Here is a 16,458-nt window from a genome sequence, read left to right on the forward strand (position 1 = left end):
CGTCTCTCCTCTTTCGGCGCCAGCGTTGCCGCGCGGGGGCGGGCAGGGCAAGCGCGATCAGCCGGCGGTCACCTCGAACGCCCCGGTCGCGATCGCATCGGTGCCGGCGCTCACCCGCACGTCGAATGCACCCGGTTCGATCGCCCAGCGTCCGTCCGCCGCGACCAGCGCGAGATCGTCGCCGGCGATCGTCAGCGTCAGCAGCGCCTCCGCGCCCGGCGCCAGCGTGACGCGATCGAACGCCTTCATCTGCGTCACCGGGCGCGTGCGGCTGGCGACGCGATCGTGCAGGTCGACGCGGACCAGCGCGGTGCCGCGGCGCGCGCCGATGTTGGTCACGCGCACCGTCACCGGCACCACCGCGCCGCTCGCGACGCGCGCCGGCACGCTGAGGTCGGACAGGCGGAAGCGGGTGTAGCCCAGCCCCGATCCGAACGGATAGAGCGCGGCGTCAGGCGCGTCGCGCCAGTGGCTGCGCCCCGGTGCCATCGGCGCGTCCGCCGGGGCGGGGCGGCCCGTCGCGCGATGGTCGTAGGACCAGGGTTGCTGCCCGGTGGCGAACGGGAAGCTGACCGGCAGCCGCCCGGTCGGCTCGACGCGTCCGAACAGGATGTCGGCGACGGCATGGCCGGTCTGTTCACCCAGGAACCAGGTGGCGAGCAGCGCCGGCGCGTCGCGCACCGCCCCCTCCAGCGCCAGTGCACGGCCGTGGCGCAGCAGCACCACGACCGGCCTGCCTGCTGCCGTCACCGCTTCCGCCAGCCGCTGTTGCGCCGCCGGCACCGTGATCGACACGCGGCTGTTGCCCTCGCCCGACATGTCACCGCCCTCGCCGATCGCGAGCAGGACGACGTCCGCGCGCCGCGCCGCGGCGACCGCGCGGTCGATACCGCCGGGCAGGTCGGCGTCGACCGCGCATCCCGGCTCCACCTCCAGCGATCGCGCGTCCGCCATCGCGGCGCGCAGCCCGGTGGCGAGGTCGACGCCGGCTCGCGCATCGCCCGCGAACGACCATGGCCCGTTGAGGTGCGCGGTGTCGGCGCCGAACGGCCCGATCAGCGCGATGCGCCGCCCCGCGCGCGGCAGCGGCAGCAGGTCGCCATCGTTGCGCAGCAGCACGATCGCGCGCGTCGCGACCTCGCGCGCCAGTGCCTTGATCGACGGGGTGGCGGTGGCGCGCGTCTCCATCCGCGGATCGAGCGAGCGATACGGATCGTCGAACAGCCCGAGTGCGTCCTTCAGCGCGAGGACGCGGCGCACCGCCTGGTCGACGGCCTCGATCGGGACGCGCCCGTCGCGCACCAGCGCGGGCAGGTGGCGGACGTACAGTCCGCTCTGCATCGACATGTCGATCCCGGCGAGCAGGGCGAGCCGCGCGGCATCCGCCTCGTCCGCCGCGACACCGTGCGCGATCAGCTCGCGATCGGCGTCGTAATCGGACACGCACACCCCCGCGAACCCCAGGTCGCCGCGCAGCACGTCGGTCAGCAGGTGGCGGTTGGCGGTGACCGGCACGCCGTTGAAATCGGTGAACGAGGCGATCGTCGCACCCGCCCCCGCGGCGAAGGCGGCGCTGAACGGCGGCAGGAACGTCTCGCGCAATTCCGCGTCGCTCATGTCGACCGCGGCATATTCCATGCCGCCGCGCACCGCGCCATAGCCGGCGAAATGCTTCGGCGTGGCGAGCAGCGCGTCGGCACGGCGCAGGTCGGCGCCCTGGAACCCGCGCACCCGCGCCGCGGCGAGGCGGCGGTTGAGCAGCACGTCCTCGCCCGCGCCCTCCGCCACGCGGCCCCAGCGCTGGTCGCGCGCCACGTCGACCACCGGCGCGAAGGTCCAGTGGATGCCGCCCGCGGTCGTCTCGCGCGCCACGGCGCGCGCGGCGCGTTCCGACAGAGCGGGGTCGAAGGCCGCCGCCTCCGCCAGCGGGATCGGGAAGATGGTACGACAGCCGTGGATGACGTCCGCGGCGAAGACCAGCGGGATGCGCAGCCGGCTCGCCAGCGCGGCCTCCTGCGCCCGGCGCGCGCCCGCGACGCCATAGCCGTTGAACAGCATGCCGATGCGCCCGGCGCGGATATCGTCCAGCATCGTCGCCGCGCCGCGCGCATCGACGACCGGATTGAACACCGCGCCGACCGGGCGCACCTCGTCGTTGAAGCAGCTGAGCTGCCCGGCCTTCTCCTCCAGCGTCATCGCCGCGACCAGCGCGTCGATCCGCACCGTCGCCGCCGCGGTCCGGGGCAGCGCGACCCCCGCCGACAACCATGCGGCGGCGCGGAGGAGGTCGCGGCGCCGTAGCGTCTGTTGCGCGTCAGTCACACTGTGTCCTCATCCGCACGCGTCCTCCGAATGATATATTGCGATAACCATCTTCATTGGTCTAGCGCGCCGCCATTCGCCCCAGGGGAAATGCGGGGTCGAGAGTCGTGAGTAACAGGGAGAGGACCATGTCGATCGTCAACCGCTTCAGCGCGCGTGCGCTGCTGCTGACCGGGGCGGCGCTGCTGCCGACGATGGCCGTCGCACAGACCGTCGCCAGCGATGCCGATGCCGGACAGAATGCGCCATCGGCGCAGACCGACGAGTCGCAGGACGTCATCGTCGTGACCGGGCAGACCACGCGCGACCGTCCGCTGATCACCTCGTCCGCCGACATCACCTATGCCACGCGCGAGGATATCGACCGCCGCGCGCCGCGCTCGACCGCGGACATGCTGGAGCTGGTGCCCGGCATCTTCGTCGAGGCGACCGCGGGCGAGGCGTCGAACAACTATTCCGTGCGCGGCCTTCAGGGCGGCGGGCAGCGCTTCGTCCAGCTCGAAGAGGACGGCATGCCGATCCTGTACGGCGGCGGCGGTGCGGACTTCTTCTTCCAGCAGGACCTGACGATCGACCGGCTGGAAGCGGTGAAGGGGGGTTCGTCGGGCGTGCTGACCGTCAACGGCGCGGGCGCGACGATCAACTTCATCTCCAAGCGGCCGAACTTCAAGGAATTCGAGGGCGCGGTGCGCCTGACCGGGATGAATTACGGGCTGAAGCGCGCCGATTTCTACTATTCGGCCCCGCTCAGCGAGAACCTGGCGTTCAACTTCGGCGGCTATGTGCAGAGCAGCCCCGGGGTGCGCCGCAATCCGTTCGATTACGCCGGCTATCGTATAAAGGGCTCGCTGGAATATCGCCTTCCGTCGGGCGGCTCGATCCGCCTGTCCGGCCGCCGCGGCGATATCGAGACGGCCTATTACGCCTCCTCGCCCTATCGTTTCCAGAACGGCGAGCCGACCAGCATCCCCGGTTTCGACATCCAGCGCGACAATATCGGCGGCGACGCGTTCAGCTCGATCAACGTGCCGGTGTCGACCTATGTCTCGCCCACCGGCTATCGCCCGTTCCGCTATCGCGACGGCATCCGCTCCTTCTACAATCAGGCGCGGCTCGACATCGACCTGCCGGTGTCGGACGCGATCACGTTGTTCGCGCGTGGCCGCTACATCGACTATACCTATGACTTCAACGGCCTGTTCCCCGGATCGGGCACCGGCAACGCAGGGCTGGCCAGCGCGGTCAACTACCTGACGCCGGGGGCGAATTCGCCGATAAACAGCCTGTTGACGCTGGGCCAGGCGGCGTTCCCGACCGCGACGCGCTTCGGCATCCGCAACATCCGCACCGGGCAGGTCATCGGGTCGAACGAGACCGCCACGCTCAACGCGCTGAACGGCAACGGCTTCCTTCAGCGTACCACGCTGAACCACGATCGTGTCGACGGGCGCGATCTGGGAATCAACGCGGGCGGCCGCTGGGAGTTCGAATCGGGTTCGATCAAGAACTCGCTGACGCTCGGCGCGATGTATTACAATGTGAAGCGCAACCAGGACCAGTCGGCCACCGCCAGCGTCGTCAACGACGTGCGCAACAACAGCGATGTCTATGACATCGTGGCGCTGAACGGTGCCAATGGTGTCATCGGTTCGCTGACCGACAGCGGGCTGGTGTCCTATGGCGACTGGGGCAACGGCATCCGCGAGCGCAAGGACGAGACGATCTCGCTCTATGCCAACGACGAAATCGCGTTCGGCAACCTGCGCATCGACGGCGGCATCCGCTGGGAGCAGGACAGCGCGGTCGCGCTCGACGGCCGCAATGCGGCGGCGGCCGATGCGTCGCGTCGCATCGTCGCGGCGAACGGCGGGTTTGAGCAGCTGGTGCCGGTCGGGCAGGGCGGCGTGCTGACCACGGTCGGCTCGACTTTCGCCGGTCAGTTCGACGTGCGGCGTCGCAAGCAGGACAAGATCGCCTGGACGGTCGGTGCCAACTATCTGATCACCCCCAGCCTGTCGGTCTATGGCCGTTATGCGGACGGGTTCCAGACGAACAACGTCGACCCGATCACCACGATCAAGCTGTACGAAGCGGGCGTGCGCTATCAATATGCGCGCATCTTCAGCGGGTCGGTGACGGTGTTCCGCACCAACTTCGACGATCAGAACTACAATTTCGCCAATCCCGACAATCCGACGCAGCAGCAGAACATCAACGCCGACCTGCGCACCAAGGGTATCGAGATCGACGTCATGGTGCGGCCGATCCGCTGGTTCTCGGTCGATTTCCAGGGCGTGTTCCAGGATCCGAAGCTGGTCAACCTGCAGATCGACGGCACCACCCAGTCGCGCTACGCGGGCAATCGTCCGGAGCGTACCCCGGCGCAGCTGTGGACGGTCACCCCGGCGATCACGTTGCCCAACGGACTGGGCGAGATCTTCGGCCGGTACAAGTTCATCGGCCAGATCTTCGCCGATGCCGGCAACGGCGTCGCGCTGCCCAGCTATGGCGTGACGAGCGCGGGCGTGAACCTGAACATCACGCCGACGCTGCAGGTCAGCTTCAATGCGGAGAACATCTTCAACGTCGTCGGCCTGACCGAGGGCAATCCGCGGCAGGGGCAGACGCAGGCGATCACCGACGGCTATTTCTACGCCCGTGGCATCGTCGGCCCGACCTATGGCGGATCGGTGACCTTCCGCTTCTGATCGGATCGGCTACAGTAAGGACAGGGGGCGTCGTGACCGGGAACGGTCGCGGCGCCCCCGTTCGTTAACGGCACTTCGTCGAAGGAGACGGCAATGACGAACATGGCGCGCATGATGCTGGGCGCGGCGCTGGTGACGGCGGCCGGCGTGGCGGTGGCGCAACGCGCGGTTCCCGCACCCGCGCCCGAGCTGGCGTACCAGCTGACCGAGGGGCAGAATCTCAACGCCTTCGTGCGCGACGGCACAGTGGCGGCGCACCTGCTGCTGCGCAACGGCACCGATCCGCGCATCCTGGTCGCCTTCCCCGCGGGCAACAGTGGCGCGGGCGAGTGGTTCGAGAGGCTCGATCGCCCCGCGACATGGCGGCTGGAACAGGCGCCGCGCGCGCTGACGCTGCCCGAGCCGGATGGTGCGGCGGGCCGCATGCTCCATGGCATCGTCGCGGAAGCGAGCATCGACGCGCCCGCGCTGCGGCTGCACAAGACGGTGCTGTCTTCGATCCGCTTCCTGCGCGACTATCAATCGGTCGGGCGCGTGCCGGAGGGGATCGAGCCGACGCTGGTCGTCGCCAGCCGGACGATCGGCGCGTATCGCAAGCGGCTGGACGGCGCACCGGGCTATTATCTCAAGCTGGAGGTGACCGGCGGCACGTTCGACGGAGTGACGATCCGCCCCGGGGCGGACGGGCGCATCCGGCTGCGCATCACCGCGGCGACCGGCGAGACCCCGCTGACCGGCCTGGCGACGCGCGACCTGCTCAACGATCGCGCCGCGAACGATCCCGCGGCGCGCGATGCGCTGCGCTTCCTCAGCTATCGTGAGAAATTCCTGGCGGGGTCGTGGCGGTTCCAGACCTATTTCGGGCGCGACACGCTGATGTCGGTGCGGCTGCTGATGCCGGTGTTGCAGCCGCGCGCGATCGAGGCGGGGCTGGGATCGGTGCTGGCGCGGCTCGATCATCGGGGCGATGTCGCGCATGAGGAAGGCATCGGCGAATTCGCGGTAGTCGACCGGCGCCAGCATGGCGGCAGCGGCGATGCGGCGGTGCTCGATTATGCGATGATCGACGACGATTACATGCTGGCGCCGGTCGCCGCGACCTATCTGCTCGACCATGCGGATCGCGCCACGGCGCGCCGCTTCCTGGCGCAGACGATGACGAGCGAGGGCATGCCCGGCACCGTCGAACCCGCGGGCAGGGCATTGGTGCGCAACCTGCGCTATGTCGTCGCCACCGCGCAGCCGTTCGCCCAAGCGCCCGCATTCGATCGGCTGGTCGCGATCAAGTCCGGCCGGCTGACCGGTCAGTGGCGCGACAGCGAGGAGGGGTTGGGGCGCGGACGATACGCCTATGACGTCAATGCGGTGTTCGTTCCGGCGGCGCTCGACGCCGCGGCACGGATGCTGCGCGCCGGGCTGCTCGACGCCTATCTGACGCCGCAGGACCGCGCGACGCTGGCGCAGGCGGGGGGGATGGCGCGGGTGTGGCGCGAGCGGGCGCCGGCGCTGTTCCGCGTCGACATCCCCGCCGCGCAGGCGAGCGCGCGGGTGCGCGACTATGCCCGCACGCTGAAGATCCCCGCGGAGCCGGCGCTGGCGTCGCTGGGCACGGCGCCGCTTACCTTCCATGCGCTGTCGCTCGATGCGCGCGGCATGGCGGTGCCGATCGTCAATTCGGACGAGGGCTTCGCGCTGATGTTTGCCGATCCGTCGCCCGCGGAACTGGAAACCTATGTCACCGCGGCGATGCGGCCGTTTCCCGCGGGGCTGATGACCGGCATCGGGATGCTGGTGGCCAATGCGGCGCAGGCGGATGCGACCGCGCAAGGCCGCTTCACCCCGGCGGCCTATCACGGCGCGGTGGTCTGGTCATGGCAGCAGGCGCTGTTCGCCGCGGGGCTGGAGCGCCAGCTGGCGCGGCGCGATCTGCCTGCCTCGACCCGCACGGTGCTGACGCGCGCGCAGGCGACGCTGTGGCGCGCGATCCAGGCGACCCGCGCGACGCAGAGTTCCGAACTGTGGTCCTGGGCGTTCGAGGGCGGTCGCTACAAGGTCGTCGCCTTCGGTGCGGGCAAGCAGGACGTGGACGAATCCAATGCGGCACAGCTGTGGAGCACGGTGTATCTGGCGGTGCAGCCGCCCAAATGAGGTGGCCTCGCCGATCGTCATGCCGGATCTGATCCGGCATCCATCGTTCCGCGCACGCTGACTCGGTTGCGGGCGCGGTGAGATGGACCCCGGGTCAAGCCCGGGGTGACGGGATGAGGTGGCACTTCAATCCAGCGACAGAAACGCCGTCACCGTCAGCCGCCCGCGCGCGGGATCGTCGCTCAGCACCGCATCCGGCGCGATCGCGCCGCTGTGGAGCAGCGCGCTGCGGTAGATGACGGCCCGGTTGGGGCGTGCCGCCACCAGCGCGATCCGCTCGAACAGCGGTGTCGAATCCGCGACATAGGTCGCGGGCGGATCCCCGTCGCGGCGCAGTTCGGCGTTGAGCGTCGCCAGATAGGCGGGCGCGCGCGCCGCATCGACCGTCTCATAGCCCGTCGCGCGATGGCGGAAGAAGGCGGTGCCGTCGCCCTCGCCCAGATAATGGACCAGCGCGATGCGCGCCGGGTCGGTCGCGTCGACATGCGGCAGGCGCTGGGTGACGCTCAGCCGGTCCGGCGGCGTCGTCACGATCGAGAAGCTGGCGTCGAGCAGCGACACGCCGCCGCGCTGGTCGAACACGCCCGCCAGTACCGCGGTCAGCGCCGGGCGCACCGCCGCGAAATAGTCGGGCGGCAGCGCGGCGCGCAGGCCGGGATAATGGTGGCGCCCCGGTGCGAAGCGCGCGGTCGCGGCGGCCGCCCGCAGCGCGGCGGGATCGGGGTGGAAGCCGTCGACGATCGCGATCGGCTGCGCCTCCGCACCGATGCGGCGCGCCGACAGATCGGGCGCGGTCACCCCCCGCCCCGTCACCCTGCGCCGATCAGCTGTGCCAGCGCATCGTCGTGCATCGGCAGCGTGGGGGCGGCGCGTGCGATGACGTCGGCGATCTGCTGCACCTGCGCGCGGTTGGTGTCGGCGTCGAGCGCGTCGGCGAGCGGGTTGTAGCCGCTGGCGACGACGCCCTGGCCGTTGAGCACCGCCAGCCAGCTCGCCTCGCGGAACAGTTCGTCGCCATCGAGGATCAGCCGGCCCGACCGGCGATACTGCGCCTCGCGCGCGACCAGCGTTTCCGGCAGCGGCATCGTGCGGCAATGCCGCCACAACGGCTCCTCGCGCCCGCTGGTGGCGTGATAATGGAGGATCAGGAAGTCCTTCACCCCGTCCATGTCGCGCGCGAACAGCTGGTTGAAGCGGTCGGCCAGCGCGGGATCGACGTCGCGATCGGGGAATAGCGTCAGCAGCTTCGCGATCCCGCTCTGGATCAGGTGGATGCTGGTCGATTCCAGCGGCTCCAGGAATCCGGACGACAGCCCGATCGCGACCACGTTGCCGCGCCACGGCCGCCGCCGGGTGCCCGCGACGAAGCGCAGGGTGCGCGGTTCCGCCAGCGTCTCGCCATCCAGATTGGCGAGCAGCGTCGCGGTCGCCTCGTCCTCGCTCAGATAGGCGCTGGAGAAGACATAGCCGTTGCCGGTGCGGTGCTGCAGCGGGATACGCCACTGCCACCCCGCGGCGCGTGCGGTCGATCGCGTATAGGGCGTGGTCGCCGCCACGCGCGCGCACGGCACCGCCACCGCGCGGTCGCACGGCAGCCAGTGCGACCAGTCCTCCAGCGCCTCGCCCATCGCGCCGTCGATCAGCAGCGCGCGGAACCCGGAGCAGTCGACGAACAACTCGCCGGCCAGCCGCTCGCCCCGCTCGGTGGTCAGCGCGGTGACCCGGCCGCTTTCGCCGTCGCGCTCGACATCGCGCAATCTCCCCTCGACCCGGATGACGCCATTGGCCTCCGCCAGCCGCCGCAGGTAGCGCGCGTAGAGCCCGGCATCGAAATGATAGGCATAGCCCAGCGTCGACAGGATCGAGCGCGCATCGCCGACCGGCTTGGCGAAGCGCCCCTCGGCCGCCAGCCGCGCCGCAAGCGACAGCGCCGACAGCGCGACGTCGCTGCCCTCCGCCTGCGCCTTCAGCCAGCGATGGTGGAAGGCGACGCCGGGCAAGGCCGCGCCATAGTGGCCGAAGGGGTGGAAGTAGCGGTGGCCGGGCCGCGTCCAGTCGACGAACTCGATCCCCAGCTTGAACGTCGCCTTCGTCTCGCGCAGGAAGTCGCGCTCGTCGAGGCCGATCAGCTCGTTGAACCAGTGGATCGTGGGGATCGTCGCCTCGCCCACGCCGACGGTGCCGATCTCGTCCGATTCCAGCAGCGTGATCGCCACCGTGCGGCCGAAGCTGCGCGACAGCGCCGCCGCGGTCATCCAGCCCGCGGTGCCCCCTCCCAGGATGACGATGCGCTCGACGCGTCCGTTGCGGTCCATGCCCGTCCCATAGCGTGCGCCGCGCGGGGCCGCCACCCGCGGATCGGGCCGCAGCCTCTGCCGGGGCGATCCGCGCAATCGGCAGGATATGTCCCACGGATCGCCGCATCCATCGTATCGCATCGGGCGAAGCGGTTATTCCTATGCGTGTCCACTCTTGTCGCGGAGCTACCGATGGCGGGTCTCAGGCCGAAATACATCTCGTTCGATTGCTACGGCACGCTCATCAACTTCGAAATGGCTCCCGCGGCCGAGCGGGTCTATGGCGGCGAGCGTGTCGGCGCGGAGCTGATGCCCGCGTTCAAGGCGAGCTTCTCCGCCTATCGGCTGGACGAGGTGCTGGGCGCGTGGAAGCCGTATCGCGACGTGGTGGAGGGCGCGCTGCGCCGCACCTGCGCCAAGCATGGCGTCGAATATCGCGACAGCGACGTCGAGCGCATCTATGCCGAGGTGCCGACGTGGAACCCGCACCCGGACGTGGTCGAACCGCTGAAGCGCGTCGCGGCGGAATATCCGCTGGTCATCCTGTCCAATTCGATGGTCGACCTGATCCCGCACAGCGTCGCGCGGCTGGAGGCGCCATTCCACGCCGTCTATACCGCCGACGAAGCGCAGGCGTACAAGCCGCGGATGCAGGCGTTCGAATATATGCTCGACCGGCTGGGCGCCGCCCCGGAGGACATGCTCCACGTCTCCTCCAGCTTCCGCTACGACCAGATGACCGCGCATGACATGGGCATCCGCAAGAAGGCGTTCGTCAACCGCGGGCACGAGCCGCTGAACGCGTATTACGAGGTGCACGAGATCCCCAGCATCGCGGGTCTGCCGGGGCTGGTCGGGCTGTGAGCGCGGTCGCGGAGGCGGTGCGCGTCACGGGCGAGACGCTGCGCTCGGTCATCGACCTGCGCGCCTTCGCGGCGGATGCCGATGCGGGCGTGGCGACGGCCGAGGGCGGCGATGCATGGTTCGCGGCACGGCGCGTGCTGCCGTTCGACGGCGCGGTCACCGTCGCGGTGATGACGCTGGAGGGGCAGGGGCGGGCGACCGTCCCGGCCGACGAGTTCGTCTTCGTCCTGTCGGGGGCGCTGGCGCTGGACGGCGTGACGCTCGCCGCGGATCGCGGCGCGATGGTGCCGCAGGGCGTGACGGTCGACTGGACCGCCGCGGCGGGCACGTGCGCGATCGTGGTGCGCTACAATGGTCCGGGCGGCGGTGCCGACCGGATCGTGCCGGTCGATCTCGACGCGGACCTGTCGCCGTCCAACCCGCCGGCGGCGAACGTGCTGCAATCCGCGGTGCCGTCGTGCCGCAACCACACCGATTACCGGACGCCCAATGGCGAGTTTTCGTGCGGCGTGTGGGATTCGACGCCCTATCGGCGTTGCCACATCGACTATCCGCATGCCGAGATGATGCACCTGATCGCGGGATCGGTGACGTTCGAGGACGATGAAGGCGCGCGTCGTACCTATCGTCAGGGCGACCTGTTCCTCGTCCTGCCGGGCGCGCGCTGCTCCTGGCTGTCGGAGGAGGATTGCGCGAAGCTGTGGGTGATCTACCGCCCGGTGGGGTGATCGGCGCGGCATTCGCTCGATACACCCCGTCATGCCGGAGTTGATCCGGCATCCAGGGTTCCGCGCCCGTACCACGGTTACTCTTGCTTGGACCTGGACCCCGGATCAAGTCCGGGGTGACGGCGACTGTGGGGCTCGTGCTGCCCGCACCGATCGTTCCTACGCCTGGACCAATTCATCCTCCGTGCGGTGGCACAGCACGCTGTTGCCCGCCGCCAGCGTGCGCAGCGGCGGCGGAAGGGTGTCGCAGCGGCCCGCGATCGCGACCGGGCAGCGCGGCAGGAAGCGGCACAGCTCCGTTCCGGGCGCGCTGGCGGCAAGGGGGGCGTCGCGCCGCGCGGTCTCGTCCGCCAGCCAGCCGCGGCGCATCTCCGGCACCGAGGCGATCAGCAGGTCGGTATAGGGGTGATAGGGCGCGGCGGCATAGGTCGCGCACGCGCCATGTTCGACGCGCGTGCCCTTGTAGAGGACCACGATCTCGTCGCACAGCGCCTTCACCGTCGCGATGTCGTGGCTGATGAAGAGATAGGCCAGCCCCAGGTCGCGGCGCAGCTCCGCCAGCAGGTCCAGGATCGCGCCGCGCACCACCGTGTCGAGCGCGGAGGTGACCTCGTCGCACAGGATCACGTCCGGTTCGGCGGCCAGCGCGCGCGCCAGATTGACGCGCTGCTTCTGCCCGCCCGACAGTTCGTCGCAGCGGCGGTGCGCGGCGGCGGCGGGCAGGCGCGTCAGGTCCAGCAGTTCGGCGACGCGGCGATCGACGGCCGCGCCGCGCATCCCGTGGTAGAAGCGCAGCACGCGCCCCAATATGTCGTGGACGCTATGCGCGGGGTTCAACGCGACATCGGCGTTCTGGAACACGATCTGGACGCGACGCAGCTGGTCGCGCGTGCGACCCGCGATCGTGGGTGCCAGCGTCTCCCCGTCCAGCGCGACGCGGCCCGCGGTCGGCGCCAGCAGCCCGGCGACGACCCGCGCGACGGTCGACTTGCCCGATCCCGACTCGCCGATCACCCCGACAGCCGCGCCGCGCGCGATCGACAGCGTCACGTCGCTCAGCACCGGGTTGGCGGGGCGACCCGTGCGATCGACCGGGCCATAGCCGGCGACGACGCCCTCGATCGTCAGCAGCGGCGCGGCGCCGGGCGGCGGCTTGGCGGCGGAGACGACCGGGTGCGCGGCGGACATCAGCATCCGCGTATAATCGTCGGTCGGGGCGGCGATCAGCGTTTTGGCGCTGTTCTGCTCGCGCACGCGGCCGCGTTGCAGCACCAGGATATGGTCCGCCACCTGCGCCACCACCGCCAGATCGTGCGACACATAGACGCCGGTCGCGCCCTCCTGTCGGAAGACGCGGCGGAACGCCTGTAACACCTCCACCTGCGTCGTGACGTCGAGCGCGGTGGTGGGTTCGTCGAAGATGACGAGGTCGGGGCGGGTGATGAGCGCCATCGCCGCCATCAACCGCTGGAGCTGCCCGCCCGACAGTTCGTGCGGGTAGCGCGCGCCGATCGTCTCCGGCGTGGGCAGCGCCAGCGCGCGGAACAGCGCGATGGCCCGCTCGCGTGCGGCCTCCGCACTGGCGGTGCGGTGGATCAGCGCCGGCTCGATCACCTGATCGATGATGCGCCGCGACGGGTTGAACGCCGCCGCGGCGCTTTGCGCGACATAGGCGATGCGGTGGCCGCGCTGGCTGGCCAGCGTCGGGGCGCCGTCCAGCGTGGCGTCACCGACGCGGACCCTTCCCGACAGGGCCGCCCCGCCGCGGGCATAGCCCATCAGCGACAATGCGATCGTGGTCTTGCCCGATCCGGACTCGCCGATCAGCGCCAGCACCTCGCCGCGCGGGATGGCGAAGGACACGTCGTCGACGATGCGCAGCGGCTGGCCGTCGGGGCCGCGCACGGTGACGCACAGGCCCGCCACCTCGACATGGGGGGCGGCGGTCATCGCGCCTTCCCCTGCGTCGCGGCGTCGATCAGCAGGTTGACCCCCACCGTCAGGCTGGCGATCGCGATCGCGGGCACCAGGATCGCCGGCGCGCCCTCGCCCAGCCCTGAGACATTCTCGCGTACCAGTGAGCCGAGATCGGCATCGGGCGGCTGGAGCCCGAGGCCGAGGAAGCTGAGCCCCGACAGCAGCAGCACGATGAAGACGAAGCGCAGCCCGATATCCGCCATCAGCGGGCGGATCATGTTGGGCAGCATCTCCACCAGCGCCAGATGCACGCGGCCCTCGCCGCGCGCGCGCGCCACCTCGACATAGTCGAGCCGCGCCAGCCCCACCGCCAGCGAGCGCGCGATGCGGAAATTGCCGGGAACATAGGTGATCGCGACGATCATCGTCAGCAGCACGAGCGAGGAGCCGAACGCGGCGACCAGCACCAGCGCGAAGATCTTCGACGGGATCGAGATCAGCGTGTCCATCGCGCGCGACAGCAGTTCGTCCAGCCAGCGCGGGGCGACCGCGGCGGTCAGCGCCAGCCCGGTGCCCAGCGACGCCGCGATCGCGACCGCGACCGCGGACAGGCCGACGGTGAAGCGCGCGCCCATCAGCAGCCGGCTGAGCACGTCGCGGCCCAGAAAGTCGCTGCCGAACCAGAAACGCGCGCTCATCCCCGCGAACACCTCCTCGCTGACGAAGGCGCCGGGCGCATAAGGCGCGAGCAGCGGCCCGACGAGCGCGATCGCGATCCAGAAAAGGACGAGCGCCAGCCCGACCTTGCCTGATACCGGCAGGCGGCGCGCGGCGCGCAGAAGCGTCGTGGCCCTCATCCGTGGCGCAGCCGGGGGTTGGCGAGGATCGCGATCGTGTCCGCGGCCAGCACCAGCAGCAGATAGGTCGCGCAGAAGATCATCGCGCACGCCTGCAGCAGCGGCATGTCGCGCGACGTGACGGCATTGACCATCAGGCTGGCGAGACCGGGATAGCTGAAGATCGTCTCCACGATGATCGCACCTCCGAACAGGTTGGACAGGCTGAGCGCCATCGCGTTGACGATGGGGCCGATGGCGTTGGGCAGGACGTGGCGGACGATCAGCCGCGCCGGGCGCACGCCCTTCAGCCGCGCCATCTCGACATAGGGGCGGTCCAGCTCGGCGATGATCGCGGCGCGGATCATCCGGCCCAGTTGCGCGATCACGCCGATGCCCAGCACCAGCACCGGCATCGCATAGGCGCGCAGGAACTCGGCCGGGGTGGGATCCTGCGGCACCAGCGCGATCGAGGGCAGCCACAGCAGCTTCACCGACAGCACCAGCACCGCGATCGTCGCGACCAGGAATTCCGGCAGCGCGACCATCGACAGCGTCAGCACATTGAGCGCACGGTCCAGCCGGCGCCCGCGCGCGATCGCCGAGGCGACCCCGATCAGGAAGGCAAACGGCACCGCGAACAGCGTCGCCAGCGCGGCGAGCGTCAGCGTGTTGGGCAGGCGCTCGGAGATGATCGCGGCCACCGGCTTGTTCGCGACCATCGACACGCCCGGATCGCCCGTCACGATCCCGCCTAGCCAGCGGACGTAGCGGACCGGCCCGGGTTGATCCAACCCCATCTGGTGGCGCAGCGCCGCGACCTGATCCGCGGTGGCGCCCTGGCCCAGCGCCTCCTGCGCCGCATCGCCCGGCAGCAGCCCGCTGATCGTGAAGATGACGACCGACACCAGCAGCAGCGTGACGAACGCCAGCCCGACTCGCTTCGCGATCAGCCGCACCGCGCCGTTCATGCGTCCCACCAGGCGTATTCGCCGAAATTGTACGCCATCAGCCCGCCCAGCGGGATCGAGAACATGCCCCGCAACCGGCGGTCGAACCCGTCCAGCAGGCTGATGAAGACGGGGATGCCGACCCCGCCATGCTGGTGGACCAGCCATTGCATGTCGCCGTAGATCGCCTTGCGCCGCGCCATGTCGGTGGTGTGCCGCGCTTCCAGCAGCAGCCGGTCGAAGCGCGCGTCCTTCCACCCGCTTTCGTTCTGCACCGCGCCGGACTGGAAGAAGAGGCTGAACATCAGGTCGGTGGTCGGGCGCTGGTTCAGATTGCCGAAGGTCAGCGGGTGGCGCATCCAGTGCGTCGACCAATAGCCGTCGCTGGGCACGCGGTTGATCGCGAGGTTCAGCCCGATGCGCGCGGCATGTTCCTGCAGGATCGATCCCATGTCGACCGATCCGTTGGCGGCGGGCGAGACATAGACCGGCAGGCGCGCGTTAAGCAGCCCCGACCGCTTCAGCAGGAAGCGCGCGCGGTCGGGATCGAACTTGCGCTGCGGAATGTCGGGATTGTGGTTGGGATCGTAGGGCGAGATCGGCTGGTCGTTGGCGACGGTGGCAAAGCCGCGGAACAGCGCGCGCTTGATCAGCTCGCGATCGAGCAGATACTTCATCGCCAACGCGAAATCGGCGTTGCCGGTGGTCGGATGGTCGCGGCGCATCACCAGATCGGTGAACAGCCCCGATTTCGTTTCCATGACGGCGTGCCGGGGAGAGGCGCGCACGCGCTTGACCGAGCCGGGGTTGACCGCCAGCACCGCCTGCACGTCCCCCGACAGCAGCGCGTTGACGCGCGACAGCTCGTCGGGGATCGCGATCAACTCGATCTCGTCGAGATAGGGGCGGCCCGGCTTCCAGTAATCGGGGTTGCGGCGCACCACGGTGCGGATGCCCGGCGCGAAGGCGCGCAGCGTGAACGGGCCGGTGCCGTTGGCGGTGGAGAAGTCGCGCCGCCCGTTCTCCACGATCAGGAAATGCGAGTCCGCCAGGATGACCGGCAGGTCGGGATTGGCGCCGGTCAGCCGCAGCTCCAGGTCGAGCGGGCCGGTACGACGTGCCGCGGCGAACTGTTCCGCCACCGCCTTCACCTTCGATCCGGTGGCGGCGTCGCGGTGGCGCATCAGCGAATAGACGACGTCGCCGGCATCCAGCGCCTTGCCGTTATGGAAATGGACGCCGCGGCGCAGCCGGATGTGCCACGTCACATTGTCGCGCGTCGCGATCCGCTCCGCGAGGCCGGGACGCGCGTGCAATTGCGCGTCATATTGCGTCAGCCCGCTATAGAGCATGAAATGCCGCATATAGTCGGTCGAGGTGTTGCCCTTGGCCGGGTCCAGCGTGTCGGCGGTGGAGGCGGTGACGCCCGCGACGCGGATCCGCCCGCCGGTGCGCGGGCGCGCGACGATGGCGTCCGCCGCACCCGCGCCGAATCCCGCCGCCAGCCCGCCCAGCAGGGTGCGTCTGGAGATGTCGGCGGAAATCACATCGATCATCGCGGCCCCTTCGTCCTCCCGATCGAGATTACCGCACCATGACACACCTGCCTGCCAATTCGATGCACCGCCACGGAAGACTGCGGTGGTTGCGTCGTCGTTGCCCGGCAGATTCTGCGGTGGCCGTGCCGG

General features: G+C 70.0%; 11 protein-coding genes. 4 read left to right on the plus strand and 7 right to left on the minus strand.

The genetic code is table 11. The features are described from left to right. Nucleotides 1–57 precede the first annotated feature (57 nt). Nucleotides 58–2,322, minus strand: coding sequence for a glycoside hydrolase family 3 N-terminal domain-containing protein (locus PGN14_RS04340; RefSeq protein ID WP_335298208.1), 2,265 nt, complete (start codon nt 2,320–2,322; stop codon nt 58–60). A 128-nt stretch (nt 2,323–2,450) separates the two neighbouring features. On the opposite strand from PGN14_RS04340, the gene PGN14_RS04345 reads away from it, so the two are divergent. Together PGN14_RS04345 and PGN14_RS04350 are read left to right on the plus strand one after the other, a co-directional pair. Beyond that, the gene (locus PGN14_RS04345; RefSeq protein ID WP_335298209.1) at nt 2,451–5,030 is read left to right on the plus strand and encodes a TonB-dependent siderophore receptor; all 2,580 of its coding nucleotides are present in this window, start codon (nt 2,451–2,453) and stop codon (nt 5,028–5,030) included. Nucleotides 5,031–5,123: 93 nt separating this feature from the next. Then, nucleotides 5,124–7,178, plus strand: coding sequence for a hypothetical protein (locus PGN14_RS04350; RefSeq protein ID WP_335298210.1), 2,055 nt, complete (start codon nt 5,124–5,126; stop codon nt 7,176–7,178). A 126-nt stretch (nt 7,179–7,304) separates the two neighbouring features. Here PGN14_RS04350 and PGN14_RS04355 read toward each other — a convergent pair whose 3' ends face one another. Continuing rightward, a complete protein-coding gene (locus tag PGN14_RS04355) occupies nt 7,305–7,976 on the minus strand; it encodes a DUF6445 family protein (RefSeq protein WP_335298211.1) in 672 nt (223 codons plus the stop codon). A gap of 11 nt (nt 7,977–7,987) precedes the next feature. Beyond that, nucleotides 7,988–9,493: a tryptophan halogenase family protein gene (locus PGN14_RS04360; protein WP_335298212.1), complete on the minus strand. Its 1,506-nt coding sequence runs from the start codon at nt 9,491–9,493 to the stop codon at nt 7,988–7,990. 174 nt (nt 9,494–9,667) lie between these two features. Here PGN14_RS04360 and PGN14_RS04365 point away from each other — a divergent pair, with 174 nt between their 5' ends. Continuing rightward, on the plus strand, nt 9,668–10,339 hold the full coding sequence (locus PGN14_RS04365) for a haloacid dehalogenase type II (protein WP_335298213.1): 672 nt from the start codon (nt 9,668–9,670) through the stop codon (nt 10,337–10,339). Beyond that, the gene (locus PGN14_RS04370) at nt 10,336–11,067 is read left to right on the plus strand and encodes a cupin domain-containing protein (RefSeq protein WP_335298214.1); all 732 of its coding nucleotides are present in this window, start codon (nt 10,336–10,338) and stop codon (nt 11,065–11,067) included. The genes PGN14_RS04365 and PGN14_RS04370 overlap by 4 nt, the downstream gene beginning before the upstream one ends. 159 nt (nt 11,068–11,226) lie before the next feature. Here the strand turns inward: PGN14_RS04370 and PGN14_RS04375 are convergent, their stop codons facing one another. Genes PGN14_RS04375 through PGN14_RS04390 form a run of 4 tightly spaced genes read right to left on the minus strand, consistent with a single transcriptional unit; the run spans nt 11,227 to nt 16,326 of the window. Further along, entirely contained in the window at nt 11,227–13,017 is a 1,791-nt protein-coding gene (locus tag PGN14_RS04375) for an ABC transporter ATP-binding protein (protein WP_335298215.1), read from the minus strand. After that, complete coding sequence (locus PGN14_RS04380) at nt 13,014–13,841, minus strand: ABC transporter permease (RefSeq protein WP_335298216.1); 828 nt, start codon at nt 13,839–13,841, stop codon at nt 13,014–13,016. The genes PGN14_RS04375 and PGN14_RS04380 overlap by 4 nt, the downstream gene beginning before the upstream one ends. Further along, nucleotides 13,838–14,791, minus strand: a complete 954-nt coding sequence (locus PGN14_RS04385; protein WP_335298574.1) for an ABC transporter permease — start codon at nt 14,789–14,791, stop codon at nt 13,838–13,840. The genes PGN14_RS04380 and PGN14_RS04385 overlap by 4 nt, the downstream gene beginning before the upstream one ends. Next, the gene (locus PGN14_RS04390; protein ID WP_335298217.1) at nt 14,788–16,326 is read right to left on the minus strand and encodes an ABC transporter substrate-binding protein; all 1,539 of its coding nucleotides are present in this window, start codon (nt 16,324–16,326) and stop codon (nt 14,788–14,790) included. Before PGN14_RS04390 ends, PGN14_RS04385 begins: the two co-directional genes overlap by 4 nt. Nucleotides 16,327–16,458 lie beyond the last annotated feature (132 nt).

This window comes from Sphingomonas adhaesiva, assembly GCF_036946305.1.
Taxonomy (GTDB): domain Bacteria; phylum Pseudomonadota; class Alphaproteobacteria; order Sphingomonadales; family Sphingomonadaceae; genus Sphingomonas; species Sphingomonas adhaesiva_B.